The 24,976-nt window shown below is 64.6% G+C and carries 22 protein-coding genes; 4 read left to right on the top strand and 18 right to left on the bottom strand.

All coding sequences use genetic code 11. From position 1 onward, the window contains the following. From ACSVIK_RS18655 to ACSVIK_RS18665, 3 genes are all read left to right on the top strand, one after another. Window positions 1-405: hypothetical protein (locus tag ACSVIK_RS18655; protein ID WP_442445728.1), on the top strand; the 405-nt coding region annotated here is incomplete at its 5' end. Between the two features lie 63 nt (window positions 406-468). Next, a complete protein-coding gene (locus ACSVIK_RS18660) occupies window positions 469-819 on the top strand; it encodes a BON domain-containing protein (protein ID WP_268181626.1) in 351 nt (116 codons plus the stop codon). Window positions 820-868: 49 nt separating this feature from the next. Further along, window positions 869-1,066 (top strand): CsbD family protein, encoded by a 198-nt coding sequence (locus ACSVIK_RS18665; protein ID WP_442445729.1) that lies wholly within the window; start codon window positions 869-871, stop codon window positions 1,064-1,066. 70 nt (window positions 1,067-1,136) lie between these two features. On the opposite strand, the gene ACSVIK_RS18670 is transcribed toward ACSVIK_RS18665, so the two are convergent. The 8 genes from ACSVIK_RS18670 to ACSVIK_RS18705 form a co-directional block, all read right to left on the bottom strand. Further along, window positions 1,137-1,439 carry a DUF2845 domain-containing protein gene (locus tag ACSVIK_RS18670; RefSeq protein ID WP_442445730.1) on the bottom strand — a complete coding sequence of 101 codons (303 nt, stop codon included), beginning with the start codon at window positions 1,437-1,439 and terminating at the stop codon, window positions 1,137-1,139. Window positions 1,440-1,451: 12 nt separating this feature from the next. Continuing rightward, window positions 1,452-1,754, bottom strand: coding sequence for a DUF2845 domain-containing protein (locus ACSVIK_RS18675; RefSeq protein WP_442445731.1), 303 nt, complete (start codon window positions 1,752-1,754; stop codon window positions 1,452-1,454). Then, window positions 1,751-4,624 (bottom strand): DUF748 domain-containing protein, encoded by a 2,874-nt coding sequence (locus ACSVIK_RS18680; RefSeq protein WP_442445732.1) that lies wholly within the window; start codon window positions 4,622-4,624, stop codon window positions 1,751-1,753. Before ACSVIK_RS18680 ends, ACSVIK_RS18675 begins: the two co-directional genes overlap by 4 nt. 84 nt (window positions 4,625-4,708) lie before the next feature. Next, window positions 4,709-5,725 carry a class I SAM-dependent rRNA methyltransferase gene (locus tag ACSVIK_RS18685; RefSeq protein ID WP_442445733.1) on the bottom strand — a complete coding sequence of 339 codons (1,017 nt, stop codon included), beginning with the start codon at window positions 5,723-5,725 and terminating at the stop codon, window positions 4,709-4,711. Between the two features lie 245 nt (window positions 5,726-5,970). Next, window positions 5,971-7,152, bottom strand: coding sequence for an acetyl-CoA C-acetyltransferase (locus ACSVIK_RS18690; RefSeq protein ID WP_442445734.1), 1,182 nt, complete (start codon window positions 7,150-7,152; stop codon window positions 5,971-5,973). A gap of 84 nt (window positions 7,153-7,236) precedes the next feature. Beyond that, complete coding sequence (locus ACSVIK_RS18695) at window positions 7,237-8,103, bottom strand: oxygenase MpaB family protein (protein ID WP_442445735.1); 867 nt, start codon at window positions 8,101-8,103, stop codon at window positions 7,237-7,239. A 120-nt stretch (window positions 8,104-8,223) separates the two neighbouring features. Then, window positions 8,224-10,161, bottom strand: a complete 1,938-nt coding sequence (gene acs / locus ACSVIK_RS18700; RefSeq protein WP_442445736.1) for an acetate--CoA ligase — start codon at window positions 10,159-10,161, stop codon at window positions 8,224-8,226. Window positions 10,162-10,225: 64 nt separating this feature from the next. Then, window positions 10,226-11,467 (bottom strand): DJ-1/PfpI family protein, encoded by a 1,242-nt coding sequence (locus ACSVIK_RS18705; protein ID WP_442445786.1) that lies wholly within the window; start codon window positions 11,465-11,467, stop codon window positions 10,226-10,228. Window positions 11,468-11,572: 105 nt separating this feature from the next. On the opposite strand from ACSVIK_RS18705, the gene ACSVIK_RS18710 reads away from it, so the two are divergent. Further along, entirely contained in the window at window positions 11,573-12,541 is a 969-nt protein-coding gene (locus ACSVIK_RS18710; protein ID WP_442445737.1) for a GlxA family transcriptional regulator, read from the top strand. 15 nt (window positions 12,542-12,556) lie between these two features. On the opposite strand, the gene pgi is transcribed toward ACSVIK_RS18710, so the two are convergent. From pgi to dksA, 10 genes are all read right to left on the bottom strand, one after another. Further along, window positions 12,557-14,221: a glucose-6-phosphate isomerase gene (gene pgi / locus ACSVIK_RS18715; protein ID WP_442445738.1), complete on the bottom strand. Its 1,665-nt coding sequence runs from the start codon at window positions 14,219-14,221 to the stop codon at window positions 12,557-12,559. Between the two features lie 81 nt (window positions 14,222-14,302). Continuing rightward, on the bottom strand, window positions 14,303-15,160 hold the full coding sequence (panC, locus tag ACSVIK_RS18720) for a pantoate--beta-alanine ligase (protein ID WP_442445739.1): 858 nt from the start codon (window positions 15,158-15,160) through the stop codon (window positions 14,303-14,305). Continuing rightward, on the bottom strand, window positions 15,157-15,957 hold the full coding sequence (gene panB / locus ACSVIK_RS18725) for a 3-methyl-2-oxobutanoate hydroxymethyltransferase (protein WP_442445740.1): 801 nt from the start codon (window positions 15,955-15,957) through the stop codon (window positions 15,157-15,159). Before panB ends, panC begins: the two co-directional genes overlap by 4 nt. Window positions 15,958-16,187: 230 nt before the next feature. After that, the gene (folK, locus tag ACSVIK_RS18730) at window positions 16,188-16,673 is read right to left on the bottom strand and encodes a 2-amino-4-hydroxy-6-hydroxymethyldihydropteridine diphosphokinase (RefSeq protein WP_442445741.1); all 486 of its coding nucleotides are present in this window, start codon (window positions 16,671-16,673) and stop codon (window positions 16,188-16,190) included. Then, the gene (locus tag ACSVIK_RS18735; protein ID WP_442445742.1) at window positions 16,673-18,070 is read right to left on the bottom strand and encodes a polynucleotide adenylyltransferase PcnB; all 1,398 of its coding nucleotides are present in this window, start codon (window positions 18,068-18,070) and stop codon (window positions 16,673-16,675) included. The genes folK and ACSVIK_RS18735 overlap by 1 nt, the downstream gene beginning before the upstream one ends. A 682-nt stretch (window positions 18,071-18,752) precedes the next feature. Beyond that, window positions 18,753-20,186, bottom strand: a complete 1,434-nt coding sequence (locus ACSVIK_RS18740; RefSeq protein ID WP_442445743.1) for a sigma-54-dependent transcriptional regulator — start codon at window positions 20,184-20,186, stop codon at window positions 18,753-18,755. Window positions 20,187-20,245: 59 nt separating this feature from the next. After that, a complete protein-coding gene (locus ACSVIK_RS18745; RefSeq protein ID WP_442445744.1) occupies window positions 20,246-23,200 on the bottom strand; it encodes a sensor histidine kinase in 2,955 nt (984 codons plus the stop codon). Then, window positions 23,184-23,360, bottom strand: coding sequence for a hypothetical protein (locus ACSVIK_RS18750; RefSeq protein ID WP_003244646.1), 177 nt, complete (start codon window positions 23,358-23,360; stop codon window positions 23,184-23,186). Before ACSVIK_RS18750 ends, ACSVIK_RS18745 begins: the two co-directional genes overlap by 17 nt. Window positions 23,361-23,502: 142 nt before the next feature. After that, entirely contained in the window at window positions 23,503-24,390 is an 888-nt protein-coding gene (gene gluQRS / locus ACSVIK_RS18755) for a tRNA glutamyl-Q(34) synthetase GluQRS (protein WP_442445745.1), read from the bottom strand. Window positions 24,391-24,449: 59 nt separating this feature from the next. After that, entirely contained in the window at window positions 24,450-24,896 is a 447-nt protein-coding gene (gene dksA, locus ACSVIK_RS18760; protein WP_322980911.1) for an RNA polymerase-binding protein DksA, read from the bottom strand. Window positions 24,897-24,976: the final 80 nt, after the last annotated feature.

A 24,976-nucleotide genomic window follows, 5' to 3' on the forward strand; every position in this document is an offset into this window, starting at 1 on the left:
TGGCCCACCGCGGCGGGCCTCTGGAGCGATGATGGAGTGAGCGAACCCTGGCGCAGCCAGGGCCGGATGATCGGGCGTAGGGTTTTGGTTACTTTTGCCCGCAAAAGTGACTCGCCCGGGAGGGCGAAACCAAAACACCAGCAAAAACGCGGCAATTCGGAACTGACACCAGAACAACCAAGACAGTATTGCCAGTCCGGTATCAACCAAGCATTCCCTAAACCGCGAAGAACCTTTTTCGTCTCCAAGAGAACCGTAGATGGCATTTCGGTATCGTGCAGGCTGCCCGAGCGAAAGGACGCATATCGGCGAAATGCAAGATCGGCCTATTCCACGATAAGTTTCAAATCATTGATTTATAAGGATTTTTGCAATTTCAAAAAACTGGCACAGGCATTGCGATAGTTACAGTGAACCTGCAACCCGGAGATGGTTTGCAGATCATCTGGAATGTACAGGAGTCAAATCATGAAACAGTCCATCAATCGTTTTGCCGTAGCTACCCTGACCGCGACAGCTCTGAGCCTGACGCTCGCCTCGGCGGCCTTCGCCCAGCCGACCATGCTCGCGGCCAACGACACCGTGGACAAGGCCGAACAGGCCGTATCCGATACCTGGATCACCAGCAAGGTCAAATCCATCTTCATCGCTGACAAGGATCTCAGCGGCCTGGATATCAAGGTCGAGACCAACCAGGGCGTGGTATCCCTGTCCGGCGTGGTTGCCACCGATGCCGAGCGCGATCTGGCGGTCGCCAAGGCCAAGGAGGTCGATGGGGTCAAGGACGTTGCCGCAGAAGCCCTGAAAACCGCCAACTGAATCAGCACAGCGGCCGGGCCCGATGGCCCGGCCCTGACGGAGGCCGAACATGAACAGTGACATCATCCAAGGCAAATGGAAGCAGCTCAGCGGTCGCATCAAGGAGCGTTGGGGTAACCTGACCGATGACGACGTCAACGTGGCCGAGGGCCACAGCGACTACCTGGTCGGCAAGCTGCAGGAGCGTTATGGCTGGAGCAAGGAGAAGGCCCAGCAGGAACTGCGTGACTTCAGCGACAAGCTCTGACGCGCAGCCACACACGGATTGCAGAAAAGCCCCGTCGGGACACACCCGGCGGGGCTTTTCGTTGGCAAGCTCATTGGCCGCGTTTGCTGCGTATCTCGTTCAGGCGGCCGCCCTCGAAGCGCAGGAAATGGTACATGCCATTGTTCGGCCCGTAGATCCATTCCTCGACGCTGACCTCGTTGCGAAAGCCATAGTCGTCGATCACTTCCTTGTAGCCGATAAAGTCTCGGCTGACGGGTTCGCCGCATTTGTTCAGCACCTCGCTGGCCGGCGCCTCCTTGCTGACCAGGGCACTGCCGCAGCGATAGGTGGAGGACGCCTGCGCCAGCATCGGCAGGCACAGCAGCAGTGGCAGGTATTTCAGGGCGTGCATGAGGGCTCCGGGTCAGCGTTCACGGCGGCGTTCGATCTCGACCAGACGGTTACCCTCGAAGCGCAGGATGCTGAGCATGCCATTGCTCGGGCCATAGACCCACTCCTCGATCCGGTACTCGCGGCGGTCGTAGGGGCCCAGGGTATAGCCGATGGGGTCGCGGTACACCGGAGCGCCACACTTGCGCTCCACCTCGAAGGCGCGATCGCCCAGGCTCACCAGTTGGCTGCCGCAGCGCAGGGTGTCGGCCTGCGCGGCACTGCCGAGCAGGAGCAGGGTGGCGAAGGTCGGTAAGACTGATCTGCGCATGTTCATTGGCTGTCCAGATGCAGGGCGGTGAGCACCTGGCCATCGGCTTGGGGCTCTGTCAGGTTGACATCGATCAGGTAGACCCGTTCATCGCTCAGATGGCCCTGTTCCACCAGATAATCCTTGATCACGGCGGCGCGCTGCTGGGCCAGTTGGCGTAGCAGCAACTGGCTCTTCGCCCAGGAGTCCAGCACCGCCTGGCGCATCATCTGCAGACGTTGTGCTTCGTCCAGCTCAGCCCATTGCGCAGGTGGCTGCTGCTTGAGGCGCGAACGATAGATGCCTTCGAGCAGGGCGGCCTGTTCGTCTTCGTTTACCGTCAGCTCGTCGGGGCTGGCCGGCACCTTGTCGCCGCGGCGCTGCAGCACCTTGTACCAGGTCGTACGGAATTCCCGCTGCAGGCGCTGTTCGGCCAGCAAGGGGCCATCGGCGCGCTGTGCGCTCTGGCCCTCCACCTCCAGGCGCAGGGCCGGGCGCTCCTGCAGGGCCTTGGCCAGGGTATCGAGTGCCTGGCGGGCATCGCCGGACAATTCAGCGGAACCAGCGGCGAAGGGCACGGTGCTCAGATCCATGTTGCCACTGCCGCCCACCAGCCCGGCAACGAACTTGAAGGGCGCCTGGGCGGCGCGCAGCACCAGATTGCGCAGGGTCTGCCAGACCACCGGCATGACGCTGAACTGCGGGTCGTTGAGGTTGCCCTTGACCGGCAGTTCGATGGAGATGCGCCCCTGGGTGTCCTTGAGCAGGGCCACCGCCAGGCGCACTGGCAGGTCGACGGCATCGGGGCTATCGACCCGCTCGCCCAGTTGCAGGTTTTCCACCAGCACCTTGTTATCGGCATTCAGTTGGCCTTTCTCGATGCGGTAGTGCAGGTCGAGATTGAGGCGCCCCTTGCGGATGCGATAGCCGGCGAACTTGCCGGAGTAGGGGGTGATGGTGGTCAGCTCGACGTTGCGAAAACGGGTGGCGATATCCAGGCTGTTGAGCGGATCGAAGGGGGTGAGTTTGCCTTTGATGCTGACTGGCGCATAACGGTCGACCTTGCCAGTGATGTCGACGCTGGCGGCCAGCGGGCGCTGGTTGTCGAGGGTGCCGATCTGACCGTCGAGCTGCTGGATGGCAGTGGCGAAGTTGGGGGTCAGGCTGAAGTCGGCGAAGTTGGCCGAGCCGCCATTGATGGCGATGCCGCCGATGTGCACGGCCAGCGCCTTGCCTGAATCCTCTTTCGAGGCGGTCGGTTGTGGCACGATCAGTTCGCTGAGATTGGTGCTGCGGTCTTCGTTGATCATGAAACGCGCATAGGGCTGATCCAGCTCGATCCGCTCGATGGCCAGGCTCTCGCCGTGGTGATAGGCGATGCCATTGACCCGCACCTGCTTCCAGCGCACCAGGTCGCGTTCGCGCAGGGTGTCGAGGGTATGCAACTGGTCGATGTGGGCGTCACCCGTCACGCTCAGGGCCAGGGGTGTGGTGCCGTCGAGCTGGACGTCGAGGTCGCTGCCGAGCAGGCCGCTGCGCAGTTCCAGGCGGATGAAGGGGCTCAGGTAGGCCTGGGCCAGGCGCAGGTCGAGGTCTTGCGTGGCGACCTTGAGCCTGGCCGTGGTGGGTTTGAGCTGGACTTCACCCTTGGCCTGCAGCTTGCCCTGTTTGCCCACCCCGGTATCCAGGCGCAAGGTGAAGGGCTTGTCGCCGAGGCTGTCGAAATCCGCGAGGTCGAGGTTCAGTGGGCCGACATCCACTGCCACGTCCTGTTCGGGGGCGCGGTCGGCGAGGTGGGCCTTGTAGTCACGCAGTTGCACATCGGCCAGGCGCACTTGCCAGGGCTGGCCTGGCTCTTGTGGCTTCTCGCTCGCTTCGGCCTCGCTGCCCTGTGGCTTGCTGAACAGCTTCTGCCAGTCCAGCTCGCCATCGGCTTCGCGTGCGGCCCAGGCCTCCAGGCCCTGGCTGCGCACCTGGCCGATCAGCACCTGCTGCTTGGCCAGATCCAGGCGGCTGTCGGCGATGTCCAGGCGTTGTAGGCGCACCAGCGGCTTGCCTTGTGGGTCGTCGATGGCGAAGGGGGCCAAGTGGGCGCTGACCTTGCTCAGTTGCAGCTCGGTGCTGCTGCTCAGATCCAGTTGGTAGTCACCGGCCAGATCGATCTGGCCTTCTTTCAGCACCAGCGGCACGGCGTCGCGCACATAGGGCCAGAAGGTACTCAGGTGGCCGTCGCTGATCTTCAGGCTGCCGCTGGAGGTGATGGCCGGCGTCAGGCTGAGCTGGCCTTGCCAGTCGATACGTGCACCGTAGGGGCCGCTGGCTGTCAGGGTCATCTCGGCATCGTCGCCGGCCAGGGTGCTGAGGTTGCGCAGGTGCAGGTTCAGGGCGTCGTAGGCGAACTCCACGGGTTCGCTGGGGCGCAGATCCTGGAAGCGCAGGGCGTTTTCCTGCAGGCGCAGATCGTCGATGCGCAGCGGGAAGGGCTGACTGTCGCTGGGCGGCTGCTGTGAATCGCTCTCGGGCAGGCGGAACAGGTGGGCGAGGTTGAGCTTGCCTTCCTTGTCGAACAGCACCGCCGTATGCGCGCCTTGCAGTTCCACCTCGGCCAGGTGCAGGGCGCCACTCCAGAGGCTGTCGGCCTGCAGGTTGGCGTACAGGCGCTGCACGCGCAGATCCTCCTGCTCGCTTGCACCGATGCGTAGCCCCCAGAGGCTGAGTTCCAGGCTGAAGGGGTTGAACTGCACACGCTGCAGGCTGGCCGGCACGTTGGCGTACTGGGCGAGTTGCTGGTTGGCGATGCGCAGGGCGATGCCCGGCAGAATCAGAAAGCCGATCAGGCTGTAGAGAAAAACGGCGATCAACAGGGCGCTCAGTGCGCGCTTCAGTCCTTTGGGCATGGCAAGGCGTCATCTATCCGGACGGGGAGACGACTTGGAGTATGGCACGGCCATCCAGTTCCGGTCGTGACCTGCCTGGCGATGCTAGAGCTGCAGGATCAGGGTTTTCAGCGGTGGCCTGGCATCGTGCGAGGGGAAGTCCGCCGCTGGGGCGAGTACCTGGCAATCGCGCACGGGGCGGCCAAGCTTCTCGGCGCAGCGCAGCACCTGGGCGCGAAAATCCTCCATCTGCACCTTCGCCAGGTTGTTGCAGCACACCAGGGTGCCGCCCTCGGCGGTGCTCAGCAGGGCCGGCTTGAGCAGGCTCTGATAATCGCGCAGCAGATCCACCGTGCCAAAGGCGCTCTTGGCCCAGGCCGGCGGGTCGAGAAAGACCAGATCGAACTGACGTGGCTGCAGGCGTGGGTAGCTCGGCAGTTTCTGCCCGCGACGGCTGCTGATCGGCAGGTCGGCGAACTGGCGTATGGCCGGGAAGTAGTCGGACTGGATGAACTGCATGGCCGGCAACTCGGGGTTCAGCATGCCGTTCTCGCGACCCACGGCCAGGTTGCCCTGAGCGAAGTCCAGGTTGACCACCTCGCGTGCCCCACCGGCTGCCGCGCACAGGCCGACGCCACAGGTGTAGGCGAACAGGTTGAGCACGGACTTGCCGGCGCTGTTGGCCTTGACCCAACCACGGGCGTTACGCAGGTCGAGAAACAGCAGCGGATCCTGCCCGGCATGGCGGCCGCGCACGCGGTAATTCAGCCCCCACTCGTGGCCGACCATATCCGCCAGCGCTGCTTCTTCGGCCTGGAATGACGCCGGGTCGCGGTCGATGCGCGAATTGCCTTTGCAGCGGTCGTTGTAGATCAGTAGCAGCGTCTGGCCGAGATGGGCCTCGACAGTGCTGGCGATGGTCTGCAGGTCGTCGGCTGGCAGTGGCTGATGAAAGCTCTGCACCAGCAGCTGCGGGCCGTAGCGGTCGACGGTCAGACCTGGCGCGCCTTCCTGGCTGCCGTGGAACAGGCGGTAGCAGTCGGTGCCCTGGGCGTGCAGTTCGGCCAGCAGGTTTTCACGGGCGGCGAGGGCGGCGCGCAGCGCCTGGTCAAGAGAGGGCATGCGCGGCGTCTCGGAAAAAGGAAGGCCAGCAGTTTATCAAGAAAAGTCGTTGGCTCCGAGAAACCACCATCGTGTAGGAGCGAGCTCTGCTCGCGAACGCGGGTGGTGCCGCGAGCTTCGCGAGCAGAGCTCGCTCCTACAAGGGCCGTGCGCTGGCCTGAAAAAGCCGTCGCGGCTAAAGCCCCTCCCACAGGCGCCAGGCGGGCGATGTGGGAGGCGCTTCAGCGGCGACTATTGCCTGGCGCTCAAACGCGCTCGATGGCCAGGGCCACGCCTTGGCCGCCACCGATGCACAGGGTGGCCAGGCCTTTCTTCGCATCGCGGCGGATCATCTCGTGCAGCAGGCTCACCAGCACGCGGCAGCCTGAGGCTCCGATGGGGTGGCCGAGGGCGATGGCTCCGCCGTTGACGTTGACCTTGTCGGCATCCCAGCCCAGCTCCTGGCCCACTGCCAGCGCTTGAGCGGCGAAGGCTTCGTTGGCTTCGATCAGGTCCAGCTCGGCCAGGCTCCAGCCGGCCTTGTCCAGGCAGCGACGGGTGGCGGATACCGGGCCGATGCCCATGATCGCCGGGTCGACGCCGGCATTGGCGTAGCCGGCAATCTTTGCCAGCACCGGCAGGCCCAGTGCTTGCGCCTTGGCTGCGCTCATCAGCAGCACCGCAGCGGCGCCGTCGTTGAGGCTGGAGGCGTTGCCGGCCGTGACGCTGCCGTCTTTCTTGAACGCCGGTTTGAGCTTGGCTAGGGACTCGGCGGTGGTGCCAGCACGCGGTTGCTCGTCACGGGCGAAGGCGATGGGGTCACCCTTGCGCTGCGGGATCAGCACCGGGGTGATCTCGGCATCGAAGCGCCCGGCCTCGATGGCGGCCACGGCCTTCTGCTGCGAGGCAGCGGCGAAGGCATCCTGGGCTTCGCGGGAAATCCCATACTTCTCGACGAGATTCTCTGCAGTGATGCCCATATGGTAGTCGTTGAAGGCGTCCCACAGGCCGTCGACGATCATGCTGTCGAGCATCTGAGCGTGGCCCATGCGCAAGCCGGTACGCGCTTTCGGCAGCACATAGGGTGACAGGCTCATGTTCTCCATGCCGCCGGCGATGACCACCTCGGCGTCGCCACAGCGAATGGCCTGGGCCGCCAGGTGCAGGGCTTTCAAACCCGAGCCGCAGACCTTGTTCAGGGTCATGGCCGGTACGGCATGGGGCAGGCCGGCGCGGATCGCGGCCTGGCGTGCGGGGTTCTGGCCGGAGCCTGCGGTGAGCACCTGGCCGAGGAGCACTTCATCGACCTGGGCGGTGTCGAGGCCGGTTTGTTCCAGCAGGCGCCTGATAACGATGGCGCCGAGCTCGGGTGCGGGAATCTCCGCCAGGCTGCCCTGGAAACTGCCGATGGCGGTGCGGGTGGCGGCAACGATGACGACGTCTTGCATGTGCAGATCCTCGATTCGGTTCAGACAATGACCGGAAAGACGCCGATGGTCGCATAGCCCAGCGTGACCGACCAGCCACGCTGCCTATGGTTCCAAGCGCTTGCGGGCGCGCTGCGCGGCACTGCTGCGCATGGCCCAGCGCAGCACGCTGGCGGTGCGTTGCACACTGGCGCGTATCAGCGGGCGCTGCCAGGCCGCCTGGTGTTCACCCAGCAGGTCACTGGCCCAGTCCGGCAGCAGGTCGATGCCGGCCTGCATCATCAGCTTGCCGAAGGGTTTGGTCAGGTGGTTCGGCGCTGGTGCGGCGTACAGCAGCCTGACCACTTCGCGGGTGCGGGCGTCGCAGAGCAATTGTGGGCGCATGCGTTGCAGATAATCGGCGATGGCCTGGCGCGACCTGGGCACCTCCTGCGCGCCGAGGCGCTCGGCGATCAGCGCCACTTCGCGGTAGTAGCGATCCTGCTCCTGTGCGGGCAGTTGCGGGTCGACGTAGCGCAGGTAGCCGGCGAGAAACTGGCTGACCTCCGAGACATGCACCCAGGTCAACAGCTCGGGATCGCTGGCGGCATAGGCTCGCCCATCCGGCGCATGGCCGACCACCTGAAGATGAATGGTGCGTACCTTGTCGATCAACCGTTCGGCATCGTCTCGGCCACCATAGCTGGTGCCGGCGATGAACAGGCTGGTACGGCGCAGGCGGCCGAGCATGTCCTGGCGAAAGTTGGAGTGATCCCACACGCCAGCCAGCGCCAGCGGGTGGAGCATCTGCAGCAGCAGGGCGGAGACGCCGCCGACCATCATCGCGGTAAAGTCGGCGTGCACCTTCCAGACCATCGACTGCGGGCCGAACAGGCCGGCGTCGCCATGTGGCTGATCGAGGTCGAGCACACCCAGCGAGGCACCGGTGAGGCTATGCACCTGTTGTTCGATATGACGGCGTAGGCTTTCCATGGCGCGCAGTGTCGAACCTCGGCTCGGCAGACGCAAGGCGGAGATTCGTAGGGTGCGCCGCGCGCACCTTCATACGCTGCGGCGAGTGACCTGGTGCGCACGGCGCACCCTACGGTGGGTTCAGCGATTGAGTCGCTGCTCGATCAGGCTGTCGACCACGCTGGGGTCGGCCAGGGTGGAGGTGTCGCCCATGTTCTCCAGCTCGTTGCAGGCGATCTTGCGCAGGATGCGGCGCATGATCTTGCCCGAGCGAGTCTTGGGCAGGCCCGGCGCCCACTGCATCAGCTCCGGCTTGGCGAAGCTGCCGATCTCCTTGCCGACCAGGCTCAGCAGCTCCTTCTTCAGTTCCTCCGAAGGCTCCTGGCCATTCATCAGGGTGACGTAGGCATAGATGCCCTGGCCCTTCACATCGTGCGGGTAGCCGACTACCGCCGCTTCGGCCACTGCATCGTGCAGCACCAGGGCGCTTTCCACCTCGGCGGTGCCGATGCGGTGGCCGGAGACGTTGATCACGTCGTCCACGCGGCCGGTGATCCAGTAGTAGCCGTCTTCGTCGCGGCGCGCGCCGTCGCCGGTGAAGTAGTAGCCGGGGTAGGGCTTGAAGTAGGTGTCGATCATGCGCTGATGGTCGCCATAGACACTGCGGATCTGGCTCGGCCAGCTCGCCTTGATGGCCAGCACGCCGCTGCCGGGGCCGTCGATTTCCTTGCCCTGTTCGTCCAGCAGCACCGGCTGGATACCGAAGAAGGGGCGGGTGGCCGAGCCGGGTTTGAGGTCGGTGGCACCGGGCAGCGGGGTGATCAGGATTGAGCCGGTTTCGGTCTGCCACCAGGTGTCGACGATGGGGCAGCGGGTTTCACCGACCACGTGGAAGTACCATTCCCAGGCTTCCGGGTTGATCGGCTCGCCCACCGTGCCGAGCAGGCGCAGGCTCAAGCGCGAAGTCGTCTTGACCGCCGCCTCACCCTCGCGCATCAGCGCGCGCAGGGCGGTCGGCGCGGTGTAGAAGGTATTGACCTGGTGCTTGTCGATCACCTGCCAGAAGCGCGAGGCGTCCGGGTAGTTGGGCACGCCCTCGAACATCAACGTGGTGGCGGCGTTGGCCAGCGGGCCGTAGACGATATAGCTGTGCCCGGTCACCCAGCCGACATCGGCGGTGCACCAGTAGATGTCGCCTTCGTGGTAGTCGAACACGTACTTGTGGGTCATCGCCGCGCCGAGCAGGTAGCCACCGGTGGTGTGCAGCACGCCCTTGGGTTTGCCGGTGGAGCCGGAGGTGTAGAGGATGAACAGCGGATCCTCGGCGTCCATCGGCTCGGCGGGGCAGTCGCTGCTCGCCGTGTGCAGGGCTTCGTGGTACCAGATATCGCGGCCTTCCACCCAGGCCACCTCGCCCTGGGTGCGCTCGACCACCACCACGGTGGAGACGTCCGGGCAGCTTTGCAGGGCCTTGTCGACGTTGTTCTTCAGCGGGATGTACTTGCCGCCACGCACGCCTTCGTCGGCGGTGATCACGGTGCGGCAGTCGGCATCGAGGATGCGGTCGCGCAGGGCATCCGGGGAGAAACCGCCGAACACCACCGAATGCACGGCGCCGATGCGCGCGCAGGCGAGCATGGCGTAAGCCGCCTCGGGCACCATCGGCATGTAGATGCACACCCGGTCGCCCTTCTTCACGCCACGATCCTTGAGCACGTTGGCCAGGCGGCTGACGTTGTGGTGCAGCTTGTTGTAGGTGATGTGCGCCGATTCGGCCGGGTTGTCGCCTTCCCAGATGATGGCGACCTGCTCGCCGCGCTTTTCCAGATGGCGGTCGATGCAGTTGTAGGCGACATTGAGCTGGCCGCCCTTGAACCACTCGGCATGGCCTTGCTTGAGGTCGCTGGCGTGCACCTGATCCCAGGGTTTGAACCATTCGAGGAAGGCCTTGGCCTGCTCGGCCCAGAAGGTTTCGGGCTGTTCGACGGATTGCTTGTACAGACGCAGGTAGGCGTCGTTGTCCAGGTGCGCACGCTGACGCACCGCATCGGGTACGGGATGGCGGGTGATCTCGAACATGGCGGGGTCCTTGTAATTGTGTGGCCGCAACGATCACAAGGGTGCACCCAGGCATGTGTTGGGTTCAAGGCTTAACAGGCTGTTGAAAAACTACCTGCGTTGCCTGGCCGTCGTTAAAAACAGCCTCAAAATGCTCATTTACAGCACGTAAACTGCGCTTTTTCGGCTGTTTTTGCCTAGGCCAGCCTGCCTCGCCTACGTTTTTCAACGGCCTGTTAAGCATTTCCACATGCTGCCGAGCCTGCTCGTGCGGCCGGTATTCGAGTTGTGCCGCAACCAGACGTCGGGTCGCTGTGCCGTAACGACTGGCGATTGCCGCGAGCGCTTCATCGAGGGTTAGTGCGGCGTTCATGGTGCCTCCCGTCAGTTCTGGCAAGCCGCTGGCATGCGTGCGCTGCGGTATGAACTCCAGCCCGCTGGCGCTGAATACCGGCTCACGGGCCACGCCCAGCACCTGAGTGCGAAAGGTGCGCGCCCAGGCATCCACGCGCAGGGCCAGGCTGATCTCGTCCATGGCGGGGTGCAGGCTGACGGCGAAGGTTTCGTGCTTCCAGAGTGCAAGATAGTTGCTCGCTGCCGTCAGGTAGCCTTGGCTGCCAAGGGCGAACGCCTCGCTGTCATGCCGGGGCGACCAGGCGCTGACACCAAGTTCCTGGGCCAACGTGCTCGCCTTGGCCGTGCCGGCCATGGCTTCGACCAGCGCCAGGGATGCTGGCAGGGCTGCGCTGACGCCGGCGGTGGTCATCAACGGGCCGTCCACCACATAGCGCCGGTTTTCCTGCCACTGGGTACCGGGAAAGTCGCTCAGACGCTGTTCGCGTGAGTACCAGTGACCCGTCGCACGGCGCCCTTGCAGCAGGCCGGCATGCGCCAGCGGCAGCACGCCATCGCAGATGCCGATGACGCTCGCGCCCAGCGCCGCCTGCTGCCTGATGAAGTTCAGCAATTGCGGCTCCTGGCTGTCGTGCACGGCGGGCACGATCAGGTAATCAGCGCCCTGGGGGAAGTCGCGCTGAAACTCGGCGATGCTGGTGTCGGCACGCACGCTGAGAGCCGGCATCAATTGCACCGGGCCCGGATCGGTGGCCACCGCCAGCACCCTGGCCACACCGGCGCGCCGCAGAATGCCGAGCGGCACCACGAAGTCAGTCAGCTCCGTCATCTGATTCTGTGCAAGCACGACCACCACGGGCTGTTCGCGCTCGAAGCGTGGTTGGTAAGTGGGCAGTCGTTCGTCAGAGGCGTTTACGTACCCGGCGAAATACAGCAGGCACAACAATCCGACTATTGGCCATTTTTTGCACATGAGTCCGCTCCTTTGGCTGCAAGAGGCGATCAGTTTGTCGTGTGCATGCTTGGCGCATATGTCATAAATGAGTGAAAACCTGCCATTGATGACCGAGTGGAAGCGATGACGCACAGGGTTCTGCTGTTGGTATTTCCCGAGTTTCAGTTGCTCGATGCCACCGGGCCTGCCGACGTGTTCGCTGCGGTGGACGAGCATTTACCGGCAACTGGTCGACCGGCGTACGCGTTGCAGGCGATATCGCAGCAGGGTGGTCTGATCGCCTCCAGCAGCGGGCTGGCGATGGCGACCCAGCCCTTGCCGGAGCCGCAGCAACTGGTCGGCTGTACCTTGCTGGTAGCAGGCGGATACGGCGTGCAGCGCGCCTTGCAGCAGGGGCCGCTCACGCGCTGGCTGGCAGAGGCCGGGCCGCTGGCCGCACGCTGTGCCTCGGTGTGTACAGGCGCCTTTCTGCTGGCGCAGACCGGTTTGATGACGGGCCGCAAGATGGTCACCCACTGGCGTTATGCCGAGTTGCTGCAGCGGCTGTACCCGGGCGTTGAGGTTCTGCATGACAGCCTGTTCATCCGCGATGGGGCCTTCTACAGCTCGGCTGGGGTCACGGCGGGGCTGGATCTTTGTCTGAGCCTGGTGGAGGACGACCACGGGCGTGACGTTTCGCTGCAGGTGGCCAAGGGGCTGGTGATGTACCTGAGAAGGCCCGGCGGGCAGCGTCAGTTCAGTGCCGAGCTGCTGGCCCAGCAGGCGCCTGCCGAGGGCATGATGCAAGGCTTGCTGACGGAGCTGCGCAAGTCCCTGGCCGGCCCCTGGGATGTGCAGAGCATGGCGGCCTGCATGAACATGTCGCCGCGTACCTTGCATCGGCATTGCCAGGCCGAACTTGGGCTGACGCCGGCTCGGCTGCTGCTGCACCTGCGTCTGGAATGCGCTTGCCAATTGCTGGAGGCGGGGGAGACCTCGCTCAAGCGCGTGGCGCAGCGCAGCGGCTTCAGCAACGAATACAACCTGCGACAGGCATTCTCCCGGGCGTTGGGGGTAACGCCCGGGGAATATCGGCAGCGCTTCTGTCGCTGAGGTGTATGCCTGCGATCAGCCGCGGTGTTGCGAGCGGAAGTGCTCGATCAGGCCCTGGGTGGAGGCATCGTTGGCCAGCTCGGCAGTGGCGCCGGTGAGGCGTTGATAGACTTCCTTGCCCATTTCCTTGCCCAGCTCCACGCCCCACTGGTCGAAGGCATTGATGCCCCAGATGGCGCTCTGCACGAACACCTTGTGCTCGTACAGGGCCACCAGCGCGCCGAGGTTGAACGGGGCGATGCGGTTCATCACCAGAATGTTGCTCGGGCGGTTGCCGGGGATCACCTTGTGCGGCGCCAGGCGTTGCACTTCGTCTTCCGCCATGCCCTTGGCCCGCAGTTCCGCCTCGGCCTCTTCGCGGGTCTTGCCCTGCATCAGCGCCTGGGCCTGCGACAGGCAGTTGGCGAACAGCCACTGGTGGTGGTCGGACAGCGGGTTGTAGCTGTTGACCGGGACGATGAAATCCGCCGGCACCAGCAGACGGCCCTGGTGCAGCAACTGGTGGTAGGCGTGCTGACCGTTGCAACCAACGCCGCCCCAGATGATCGGCCCGGTGGCGATGTCCAGCGCGCTGCCGTCCTGGCGCACGCTCTTGCCGTTGGACTCCATGTCGAGCTGCTGCAGGTGCTTGGTGAAGTTGCGCAGGTAGTGGTCGTACGGCAGGATCGCCTGACTCTGCGCACCCCAGAAGTTGCTGTACCAGATGCCCAGCAGGGCCATCAGCACCGGCATGTTCTCGGCCAGTGGCGCCTGGGTGAAGTGCTCGTCCATGGCGTAGGCGCCGGCCAGCAATTCCTTGAAGTTGGATACGCCGATGGCCAGGGCAATGGGCAGGCCGATGGCCGACCACAGCGAGTAGCGCCCACCCACCCAGTCCCACATGGGGAAGATGTTCTCTTCGCGGATGCCGAACTCGACGGCCGCCTTGCGGTTGCTGGTCACCGCGATGAAGTGGCGGTGCAGTTCCTCTTCCGGGCCGCCCATGGCCAGGTACCAATCGCGCGCGGCCAGGGTGTTCTTCAGGGTTTCCAGGGTGCCGAAGGATTTGCTGGAGACGATGAACAGGGTGGTTTCCGGGTCGAGGCGGGCGGTCAGCTCGCGGAACTCGCTGCCATCGATATTGGCCAGGTAGTGGCAGCGCACGCCGCGCTGGGTGAAGGGGCGCAGGGCCTCGGACACCAGTTGCGGGCCGAGGAAGGAGCCGCCGATGCCGATGTTCACCACTTCCTTGATCGGTTTTTCGCTGTAGCCGCGCCACAGGCCGCTGTGCACACGGGTGACCAGTTCGGTCATCTGGTGCAGCACGCGATGCACCTCGGGGATGATGTCTTCGCCGTCCACCTCCAGGCGCCGGCCTATCGGGCTGCGCAGGGCAGTGTGCAGGGCGGCGCGCTGCTCGGAGGCGTTGACCTGCTCGCCGCTATATAGCGCCTCGATGGCATCGCCCAGGCGCGCCTGCTCGGCGAGCTGGATGAGCAGATCCAGGCTGTGTTCGGTGATCAGATTCTTCGAGTAGTCCAGCAGCAGGCCGCAACTGTCCAGGGAGAAGCGCTGGAAACGGCGGGGATCGCTGGCAAAGGCCTCACGCATGCTGAAACCAGCCATCTCCTCGCGGTGCTGGCGCAGGGCCTGCCAGGCGGGCAGGCTGGTGACGTCGTGAGGCTGTTGATAGTAGGCCATCTGAACTCCTGATCCGCTAAAGCAAAAAGGCCCGGATTCGTTCCGGGCCATGAAAGTGTAACCGCCTGGCTTTGGATGCAGCTACTGGCTCGGCAGTTCAACCAGAAGGTTGTCGATCAGGCGTGTCTTGCCCAGGTGTGCGGCGGTCAGTATCACCAGGTGACGGTCGTCGATGACGGCCGGACGCAGGCTGATGGCGTTGCGGATTTCCAGATAGTCCGGCACGAAGCCGGCCTGGCGCTGTTGTTCCTGGGCGGCCTCGATCAGGCGCTGGTAATCGCGCGCACCGCGGCGCAGCTCCTCGGCGATGGCTTGCAGGCCGCGGTACAGCGCCGGGGCGGCGGCGCGCTGCTCGGCACTGAGGTAACCGTTGCGCGACGACAGCGCCAGGCCATCCTCGGCGCGCTGGGTTGGCGCACCGACGATCTGGATGGGCATGTCGAGGTCGCGTACCAGGGTGCGGATCACCGCCAGTTGCTGGTAGTCCTTCTCGCCGAACACGGCGATATCCGGCTGCACCATGTTGAACAGCTTGGTCACCACCGTGGCCACACCCTCGAAGTGCCCCGGGCGGCTGGCACCGCACAGGCCTTCGGACACGCCCTGCACGATCACCCGCGTCTGGCTGGCCATGCCCTGCGGATACATCTCGCTGACATCCGGGTGGAACAGCAGGTGGCAACCGGCACCGAGCAGCTTCTCCTGGTCGGCGGCCAGGGTGCGCGGGTATTTGTCGAGGTCTTCGCTGGGGCCGAACTGCAACGGGTTGACGAAGATGCTGGCAACCACGAAGTCGGCGCTCTGAGCGGCGATCTGCACCAGCGAGACATGCCCGGCATGCAGGTTACCCATGGTGGGCACGAAACCGATGCGTTTGCCCTCGGCGCGAGCCTGGGCGACGGCGGCGCGCAGCTCGCGCAGGGTGGTCACGGTGTTCATGCGGAGAAACCATGTTCAGCAGCGGGGAAGCTGCCGTCCTTGACGGCCTTGACGTAGGCAGCGATGGCGTCGGCAATGCTGCCCTGGCCGTCCATGAAGTTGCGCACGAACTTGGGCGTGCGCCCCGACAGCGACAGGCCGAGCATGTCGTGCTGCACCAGCACCTGACCATCGGTAGCGTTACCGGCACCGATGCCGATCACCGGAATCTGCACCGCCTGAGTGATTTCGGCGGCCAGCTCGCTGGGCACGCACTCGAGCAGCAGCATGGCCGCGCCGGCTTGCTCCAGGGCCATGGCATCGGCACGCATCTGCCGCGCCTGGGCTTCCTGACGGCCCTGCACCTTGTAGCCGCCGAGAATGTTCACCGCCTGCGGGGTCAGGCCCAGGTGCGCGCACACCGGCACGCCGCGTTCGGCCAGCAGGCGGATGGGTTCGGCCAGCCAGCCGGCACCCTCGAGCTTGACCATGTGCGCGCCGGCCTGCATCAGCGCGGCGCTGTTGAGCAACGCCTGCTCGGTGGTGGCGTAGGCCATGAATGGCAGGTCGGTGATGATCAGTGCGCCCTGATTGCCGCGTTTGACGCAGGCGGTGTGGTAAGCCATGTCCGCGATGCTCACCGGCAGGGTGCTGTCGTGGCCCTGCAGCACCATGCCCAGGGAGTCGCCGACCAGCAGCACGTCGACACCGGCCTGGCTGGCAACCTGGGCGAAGGTGGCGTCATAGCAGGTCAGCATGGCGATCTTCTCGCCGTTTTGCTTGCAGCTCTGCAAGGTGGTCAGGGTGACGTCAGGCATTTCAAGGGTCCTCGCTCAGGCCTGGTATACGGCTTCTAACCGGCAGCAATCCGGCCTGGATTGGCATAAAGGTGCACCCGGCAGCGGGCGACGGGACGCCTATAGTCCCGATGGGGGGGCATGAAGTCAATTGCAGGTGTTACCGCCCTGTTACTGGCGTTACCGCCAATGCCAGAGGGATGCACTCGATGGGGCAGTCGCCTGGCTGCATGCGGCGCGCAGCCAGGGCTCTAATCGGTCAGGCGTTCCAGGCCGGTAAAGGGGCAGGCGGCGAGCAGCTCGGGCAAGCCACGGCCATCGGGCAGCAGCAGCTCGGGCGCCAGCTCGGCCAGCGGGTAGAGCACGAACGGGCGAGCCTGCATGTGGTAGTGCGGCACGGTGAGGCGCTCGTCGTCGATCAGGCGTTGGCCGAACAGCAGGATATCCAGATCCAGGGTGCGTGGGCCCCAGCGCTCGGCCTTGCGCACGCGCCCCTGTTCCTGCTCGATGTGCTGTAGGGCATCGAGCAGTGTCCAGGGCTGCAGCTCGGTGTCCAGCGCGGCCACGGCATTGACGTAGCGTGGCTGGTCGGGCGGGCCCAGCGGGTCGCTGGCATAGAGCGAAGAGTGAGCGACCAGATGGCTCTGTGGCAGCCTGGCCAGGGCGGCGAGCGCGCTGTGCAGTTGCTGACGGGGCGTTTCGAGGTTACTGCCCAGGCCGATGTAGACCCGTTCCATCACTCGGCGCTGCCAGTGTTCTCGGCACCACGCTTGCGTCGGCCACCGCTACGCCGGCGCTTGCGCGGCGCGTTGCCTGCCGCTTCCGGCTTGCCGGCCAGGTCACGGATCATCTGTCGGCGCTGGCTGTCGGCGGCATGCTGATATTCCGTCCACCACTCACCCAGGCCTTCGGTGTCCTCGCCGGCACGTTCGCGCAGCAGGAGGAAGTCGTAACCGGCGCGGAAGCGTGGGTTCTCCAGCAGCAGGTCGGCACGCTTGCCGCTGCGCCGTGGCAGGCGCTCCTGCATGTCCCAGATCTCGCGAATCGGAATGGTGAAGCGCTTGGGTACGGCGATGCGCTGGCATTGCTCGGCGATCAGCGTGTGGGCGGCTTCCTGCATGGCGGGAATCGGCGGCATGCCCTTGCTCTGCAACTGCAGCACGCGGGCCGGCAGGGCAGGCCAGAGCAGAGCGGCGAAGAGGAAGGCGGGGGTAACCGATTTGCCCTCGTGGATGCGGTCGTCGGTGTTGATCAGCGCTTCGCGGATCAGCTTCTCGGTGTATTCGGGGTTGCGCGCGAGCGCCTCGCCGCTGGCCGGGAACAACTGGGCGAAGAGATCGTGCTCGAGCAACAGGTCGAAGGTGTATTCGGCGTAACCGGAGAGGAACAGCTTGAGCACTTCGTCGAACAGGCGTGCAGCGGGGATGTCACGCAGCATCGGCGCCAGGCGACGGATCGGTGCGGCGCTGTGCTTCTCGATGTCGAAATCCAGCTTGGCGGCGAAGCGTACCGCGCGCAGCATGCGCACCGGGTCTTCCAGGTAACGTTGCTCGGGGTCGCCGATCAGACGTACCTGGTGGTTGCGCACATCGTGCATGCCACGGGCGTAGTCGAGGATGTGTTCCTGGGTTGGGTCGTAGTACAGCGCATTGATGGTGAAGTCGCGGCGCTGGGCATCGTCTTCCAGGGTGCCGTAGACGTTGTCACGCAGGATGCGCCCGCTCTCGTGGCGTGCGGCCTGGTTGCTGTTTTCCTCGTCCTCGCCCTGCGGGTGATTGGCGCGGAAGGTGGCGACCTCGATGATCTCGCGACCGAAATGCACGTGCACCAGCTTGAAGCGGCGGCCGATCACCCGCGCATTGCGGAACTCGGCGCGCACTTGTTCGGGGGTGGCGCTGGTGGCCACGTCGAAATCCTTGGGATCGATGTCCAGCAGCAGGTCGCGCACGCAGCCACCGACCAGATAGGCCTGATAACCGGCGCGCTGCAGGCGCTCGACGACGCTGATGGCGTGACGGCTGATCTCGTTACGCTTGAGCGGGTGTTGGCTATTGCTCAGCACTTCGGGCGTGCTGCGAGGGCGTGGTGCACGGCGCAGGGGCGAGCGAAAGGACGTAAACAGCTTTTTCAGCATGGGATGCACTGTGTGGAGGCGTGACCGGCCAGACGAAACGATGACCGCATGATTGCAGCGGATTCTAGCATCGTGTCGGGAGAAGATGTGTAGAGGGGCGGCAGGCGGGGATCCGGAGACCGGAAGCTACTGGGGGAGCCTAAGCTCCCCCCCAAGTTGGTGCGTGCTTCTTTTTTGTTGTTATTGAGAGCCTGTTGTTTTTGTTGTGCGGCCCTTCCCGGCTTGCCGTGGCTTACCGGGTGCTCCCCAGAGCGGGGAGCCAATAGCAAACGGATTTCTTTGGACGCTGATGTTGCCATTACCAACCAGTTCCGGCGCTGCCTGAAGGCAGTTTTGTTGTTCTCAGCCTGGCTGCAGGGGCGAACCCCTCGCGGCAACTCCTCTCCAAAAGAATCAGTTAGCTGCGCCTCCGTACCTTGTTGTTCTTGTTGTTCTGGAGTCGTTACGTATTGTTCTTGTTATGGGTCACTGCTTGTTATTGTTGTTGTGCCAGAGATAAAGCAGATGCCGTGCCAGTTTTCTGAAATCCTTGTAAATCAAGGGCTTGCGGATTCTGTTGGCAGGGAGGGCGAAAAAAAAGCCGGTTTTTCGTTACCTTTGAACCCGGCTTCTGTTACGAAATATTGAAGCGGTAACAGCCTGCGGAACCTCCGTTTGGCCAGGCTGTCACCGTGCAGCTTTGTCAAGGGGCGTTGGTGGCGCCCGATTTGCGCCGCGGGATGCCCAGGCGCTGACGGCGCTCCCACAGGCACTTGCGGCTGATGCCCAGTTTGCGTGCCAGCTCGGTTTCGGTCATGTGATCCTGATGCTCGAGCACGAAGTGCTGGAAGTAGTCTTCCAGCGACAGGTCTTCGGTGGGCTCGTGGCTGGCGTTGCCCTGGCCCGAGGCCATGGCGGCCAGGTCGAAGTCGTCGTCGTCGAGATCATCCAGCTCGACATCGATGCCCAGCAGCTCGGCGGAAATCTCCGAGCCTTCGCACAGGATCACCGCACGCTCGATGGCGTTTTCCAGTTCGCGCACGTTACCCGGCCAGGGGTAATGACGAATGGCCTGTTCGGCATCGTGGGCGAAGTGCAGCGGCTCACGCCCCATGCGCGTGTACTGGCGCACCAGGAAGGCCTGGGCAATTTCGATCACGTCGTGCCCGCGCTCACGCAGCGCCGGCAGCTTGAGGGCGATGACGTGCAGGCGGTAATAAAGGTCTTCGCGGAACTGGCCGGTCTTGGCCAGCGTCTTGAGGTCGCGGTGGGTGGCGGCGATCAGGCGTACATCCACCTTCTGCGACTGCACCGAGCCAACCCGACGAATCTCGCCTTCCTGCAGCACGCGCAGCAGGCGCGCCTGGGCCTCGAGTGGCAGCTCGCCGATCTCGTCGAGGAACAGGGTGCCGCCGTCGGCGGCTTCCACCAGGCCGGTGCGGCTGGCGCTGGCGCCGGTAAAGGCGCCTTTCTCGTGGCCGAACAGTTCGGACTCGATCAGGGTTTCCGGGATCGCTGCGCAGTTCACCGAGATCAGCGGCGCCTTGGCGCGGCGCGAGAGGTTGTGCAGGGCGCGGGCGACCAGTTCCTTGCCGGTACCGGACTCACCCTGGATCAGTACGTTGGAATCGGTGGGCGCGACCTTGCGAATCTTGCCGTACAGATCCTGCATGGCGGCGCAGGAGCCGATGATGCCGATGTCGCCGTTGGCGTTGTCCGCGGCCTTCTCGGCAGCGCCGCTACGCGGTGCGCTGGCCACGGCTGGTGCCGGTGCGCTCTTGGCCTCCTGGCGGTCACGCAGGATGCGCGCGACGGCTTGCAGCATCTCGTCGTGGTCGAAGGGCTTGGCGATATAGTCGACGGCGCCCATCTTCATCGAGTCCACCGCCGAACGCAGGCTGGCGTAGCTGGTCATGATCAGCACGGGTGTGCCTTCCCCCAGCTTGATCAGTTCGGTGCCTGGGGCGCCGGGCAGGCGCAGGTCACTGACGATCAGGTCGAAGCTGGGGATGCTGTAACGCTCCTGGGCTTCCTGTACCGAGCCAGCTTCGCTGACTTGGTACTGATTGCGTTCGAGCAGGCGGCGCAGGGCAGAGCGGATAATGGTTTCGTCTTCGACGATAAGGATATGTGGCATCAATTCGGTCTCTCGACGGTCACTTGAGGGACTGCCGGTGGCAGCCCTTCTGTCGCTGTTTACATCGCTACGGACGTCGCCTCGACATGCCTTGGCAGGGTGATCCGGAAACGAGTGCCCAGTTGGCGCTCGGGATCGGCCGGGCTGTCGATTGTTATCTGTCCATAATGCTCTTCCACGATCGAATAGACCAGCGCAAGGCCCAGTCCGGTGCCTTCACCCGGATCCTTGGTGGTGAAGAACGGCTCGAACAAGCGGTCGATGATGGCCTTGGGAATGCCGCTGCCCTCGTCCTCGACGATCAGGTCGACGGTATGTTCGCTGGCCTCGCTGCGCACGCGGATGGCGCCACCGGGCGGCGAGGCGTCGCGGGCGTTGGAAAGCAGGTTGATCAGCACCTGGGCCAGGCGCTGCGGGTCGCCATAGGCCCAATGCTGCGGGTCGCACAGGTTGTAGAACTGGATGTCGAAGTTGCGTTTGTTCAGCGACAGCAGGCCGATGGCATCCTGCGCCACGTCGGCCAGGCACACCGGCTCGTCGTTGCGCTGGTGGCTGCCGGAGTGGGCGAAGCTCATCAGCGACTGGACGATGCGCGACACGCGCTTGGTCTGTTCGAGGATCTGCCCGCTGATCTCGGTCAGCTCGGCATCGGCCTCGCGTTCTTCGCGCAGGTTCTGCGCCAGGCAGGCGATGCCGGTGATGGGGTTGCCGATCTCGTGGGCCACACCGGCGGCCAGGCGGCCGATGCTGGCCAGGCGCTCGGAGTGCACCAGTTTGTCACCGAGCATCTGGGTTTCGGTCTGATCCTCCACCAGCAGCACCAGGCCACTGTTACCGGGGGCCAGCGGCTCGTTGATCGCCGCCTTGTGCAGGTTCAGCCAGCGGGTCTGGCCGTCCAGCGCCAGATGCTGCTTATGCAGGTGCTGGTCGGGGCGTTCGATGAAGTTCTGCAGCAGGCTCTGCCAGGGCTCGGCCAGGGCGCTCAGGCGCGAACCGACGATGCGCTGGGCGGGAATCTCGGTGAGCTCTTCCATGGCCCGGTTCCACATCAGGATCTCCTGATCCTTGGCCAGCGAGCAGACGCCCATGGGCAATTCCTGCAGGGTCTGGCGGTGATAGCGGCGCAGGGCGTCGAGCTCGGCGGCCAGGCCGGTGAGGCGCGACTGGTAATCCTCCAGCCGGCTTTCGATGAAGTGGATGTCCTCGGTAACGTAACCCTCGGAGCCGGACTTGTAGGGCAGGAAGGTCTCGACGATGTCCTGCGCCACGCTCGGCCCCATCAGGCCGGAGAGGTTGGCCTCGATGCGGTCACGCAGGCGGCGCAGGGCATAGGGGCGGCTCTCGTCGAACGGCAGGTGCAGGTCGCGCAGTGCCTGTTGCACTTCGCGCTGGGCGGTCTTGGCGCCGAGCGGTTTGGCCAGTTGCGCGGCGAACTCCTGCGGGGTAACGGCGAGCAGCTCGCGGCGTTGCGGGCGGCGCACGTTGTCCACCGCACAGGCTTCGGCGGCGCTCTTCTCCTCGGGGCTGGCTTCGGTGAACAGCGACACCAGGGTAAAGGCCAGCACGTTGGCGGCCAGCGAGGCGATGGCTGCCAGGTGCCAACTGGCGTCGTCGAGCACATAGATGACGTCGAACAGCGGCAGGTAGAAGCCTTCCAGATTGCCCAGCAGCGGCAGCAGCATGGTCAGCGCCCAGACGCTGATGCCCGCCAGCAACCCGGCGAGGAAGCCGCGGCGGTTGGCCGTCTGCCAATACAGCACCGAGAGCACGCCCGGGAGGAACTGCAGGGTAGCGACGAAGGCGACGATGCCCAGATTGGCCAGATCCTGTTGCGCGCCGAGCAGCAGGTAGAAACCGTAGCCGGCCATGATGATGGCGATGATCAGGGCGCGGCGCGTCCATTTCAGCCAGCGGTAGATATTGCCTTCGGCCGGCGGCTGGTACAGCGGCAGCACCAGATGGTTGAGCGCCATGCCTGAAAGCGCCAGGGTGCTGACGATGATCAGGCCGCTGGAAGCCGACAGCCCGCCAACGTAGGCGAGCAGCGCCAGGGTTGGGCTGTCCACCGCGATGCCCAGGCCGAGGGTGAAGTATTCCGGGTTGGTGGTGGCGCCGAGCTTGAGGCCGGCCCAGAGGATCAGCGGCACCGCCAGGCTCATCAGCAGCAGGAACAGCGGCAGGCCCCAACTGGCGCTGACCATGGCACGTGGGTTGAGGTTCTCGGTAAAGGTCATGTGGTACATGTGCGGCATGACGATGGCCGAGGCGAAGAACACCAGCAGCAGCGTGCGCCAGGGGCCTTCCTGCAGCGGCGTGTGCAGGGTGGAGAGTGCCGCCTGGTTCTGCACCAGCCAGATCTCCAGCTCGCGCGGGCCGCCGAACACGTGGTACAGGGCGTAGAAACCGATGATCCCCAGCGCCCCTAGCTTGACCAGCGACTCGAAGGCGATGGCGAACACCAGCCCCTCGTGCTTCTCGCGGGTGGCGATATGGCGGGCGCCGAAGAGGATGGTGAACAGGATGATCAGCGCGCAGTAGCTCAGCGCCACCTTCTCCTGCAGCGGCTCGCGGCTGAGGATGCCCACCGAATCGGCCACCGCCTGGATCTGCAGGGCCAGCAGCGGCAGTACGCCAATCAGCATGAACAGGGTGGTCAGCGCCCCGGCCCAGGTGCTGCGAAAGCGGAAGGCGAACAGGTCGGCCAGCGAGGAGAGCTGGTAAGTGCGGGTGATGCGCAGGATGGGGTAGAGCAGCACCGGCGCCAGCAGGAAGGCCCCGGACACCCCCAGGTAACTGGCGAGAAAGCCATAGCCGTACTGATAGGCCAGGCCCACCGTGCCATAGAAGGCCCAGGCACTGGCGTAGACGCCCAGCGACAGGGTGTAGGTCAGGGGGTGGCGGATGATCGCGCGCGGGATCAGCCCATGCTCGCTGACCCAGGCCACGCCGAACAGCGCCAGCAGGTAGCCGGCGCTGATCAGCACCAGTTCGCTCAGACTAAAGCTCATCGGCATCACGTTGGCTCTGCAGGATGAAGGTGACGACGATGAGGATCAGCCACAGCAGATAGGGCCGGTACCAGGCACCGTTGGGGTCGATCCACCAGTCCATGATGGCCGGGGAGAACAGATAGATCCCCACCACCAGGATCAGAACCAGTCGGTAGATATACATGTGGCAACTCGTCGGAAGATGCCCCGATGGTAAAGGAAGCGGCGCGCTTCAAGCCACAAACTTGAGGCTTACCCTAGGGTGCGCTGTGCGCACCGGGACCGTACACGGTTCGCTTGGTGGTCATCGGTGCGCGCAGCGCACCCTACCTCAATTGCGCTTCGGCCAGGGTGCGGCTGCGGGGGATGCGGGTGGCGTCCCAGTAGGTGATGCCCCAGGCCAGCAGTTCTGCAGGCGCGGCGCCCTGCAGTTCGGCCGGTGGCTGCTGGCCCAGCGCACGCAGGGCGCGCAGCAGCAGCGGCCCGGCCTCGTCGGCAGCCAGGGGTGGGGAGCGGTAGCTCTTGCCCAGCTTGTGCCCGTCCGGCTGGATGATCAGCGGCACATGCAGGTAACGTGGTTGCGGCAGGCCGAGCAGCTCCTGCAGGTAGAGCTGGCGCGGGGTGGAGTCGAGCAGGTCGGCGCCGCGCACCACATCGGTCACCCCCTGCCAGGCATCGTCCAGCACCACGGCGAGCTGATAGGCGAACAGGCCGTCACGGCGGCGAATCACGAAATCCCCCACCTCGCGCCCCAGATGCTGGCCGAACTCGCCCTGCACGCGGTCGTTGAAGCGATACTCCAGCTCCGGCACGCGCAGGCGGATGGCCGCGTCGTCATCGGCATGGCAGGCGTTGCGGCAGAAACCGGGGTAGATGCCGGCATAACCTTCCAGTTGCTTGCGCGAGCAGATGCAGGCGTAGGCCAGGCCCTGGGCGAACAGGCGGGCGATCACCGCCGCGTATTCGGCGTGGCGCTCGCTCTGGCGCACCAGTTCGCCGTCCCACTCGAAGCCATAGGTTTCCAGGGTATGCAGGATGGCATCCTGGGCACCGGGCATTTCCCTTGGCGGGTCGAGGTCTTCCATGCGCAGCAGCCAGCGGCCGCCAACGGCGCGGGCATCGAGGTAGGAGGCGAGGGCGGCGACCAGCGAGCCGAAGTGCAAATAACCGCTGGGCGTGGGGGCGAAACGCCCGATATAGGCAGTGTTCGTCATGGCGCGTCAGTAACGGAAGCCAGAAACACAACGGGGCGCCTGAGCGCCCCGTCGACAGATCAGGAACCGATCTGTTTTTCCTTGATTTCCGCCAGCGTCTTGCAGTCGATGCACAGGGTGGCGGTGGGGCGGGCTTCCAGGCGGCGGATGCCGATTTCCACGCCACACGACTCGCACCAGCCGTAGTCGTTGTCTTCGATCAACTGCAGGGTTTCGTCGATCTTCTTGATCAGCTTGCGCTCGCGGTCACGGGCGCGCAGCTCCAGGCTGAATTCCTCTTCCTGGCTGGCGCGGTCGGCCGGATCGGGGAAGTTGGCGGCTTCGTCCTGCATGTGGTGCACGGTGCGGTCGACTTCCTGCATCAGTTCCAGCTTCCACTTGTTGAGGATGCTGGTGAAGTGAGCGCGCATCGGGTCGCTCATGTATTCCTCGCCCTTCTTCTCTTGATAGGGCTCGAAACCACGAATCAGTTGGCTGGCGCTTTGTGCTTTATCTTTTGTCGGCATGGATGACGCCTCTCACTCTCTCGAATCCATTACGCAGGTTTGTTCCATGGCCAAGCGAATATCAGCCCTGCGTCTGCAAG

Origin of the sequence: Pseudomonas sp. NCHU5216 (assembly GCF_052156495.1) — a bacterium.
In the GTDB taxonomy this organism is placed as follows: domain Bacteria; phylum Pseudomonadota; class Gammaproteobacteria; order Pseudomonadales; family Pseudomonadaceae; genus Aquipseudomonas.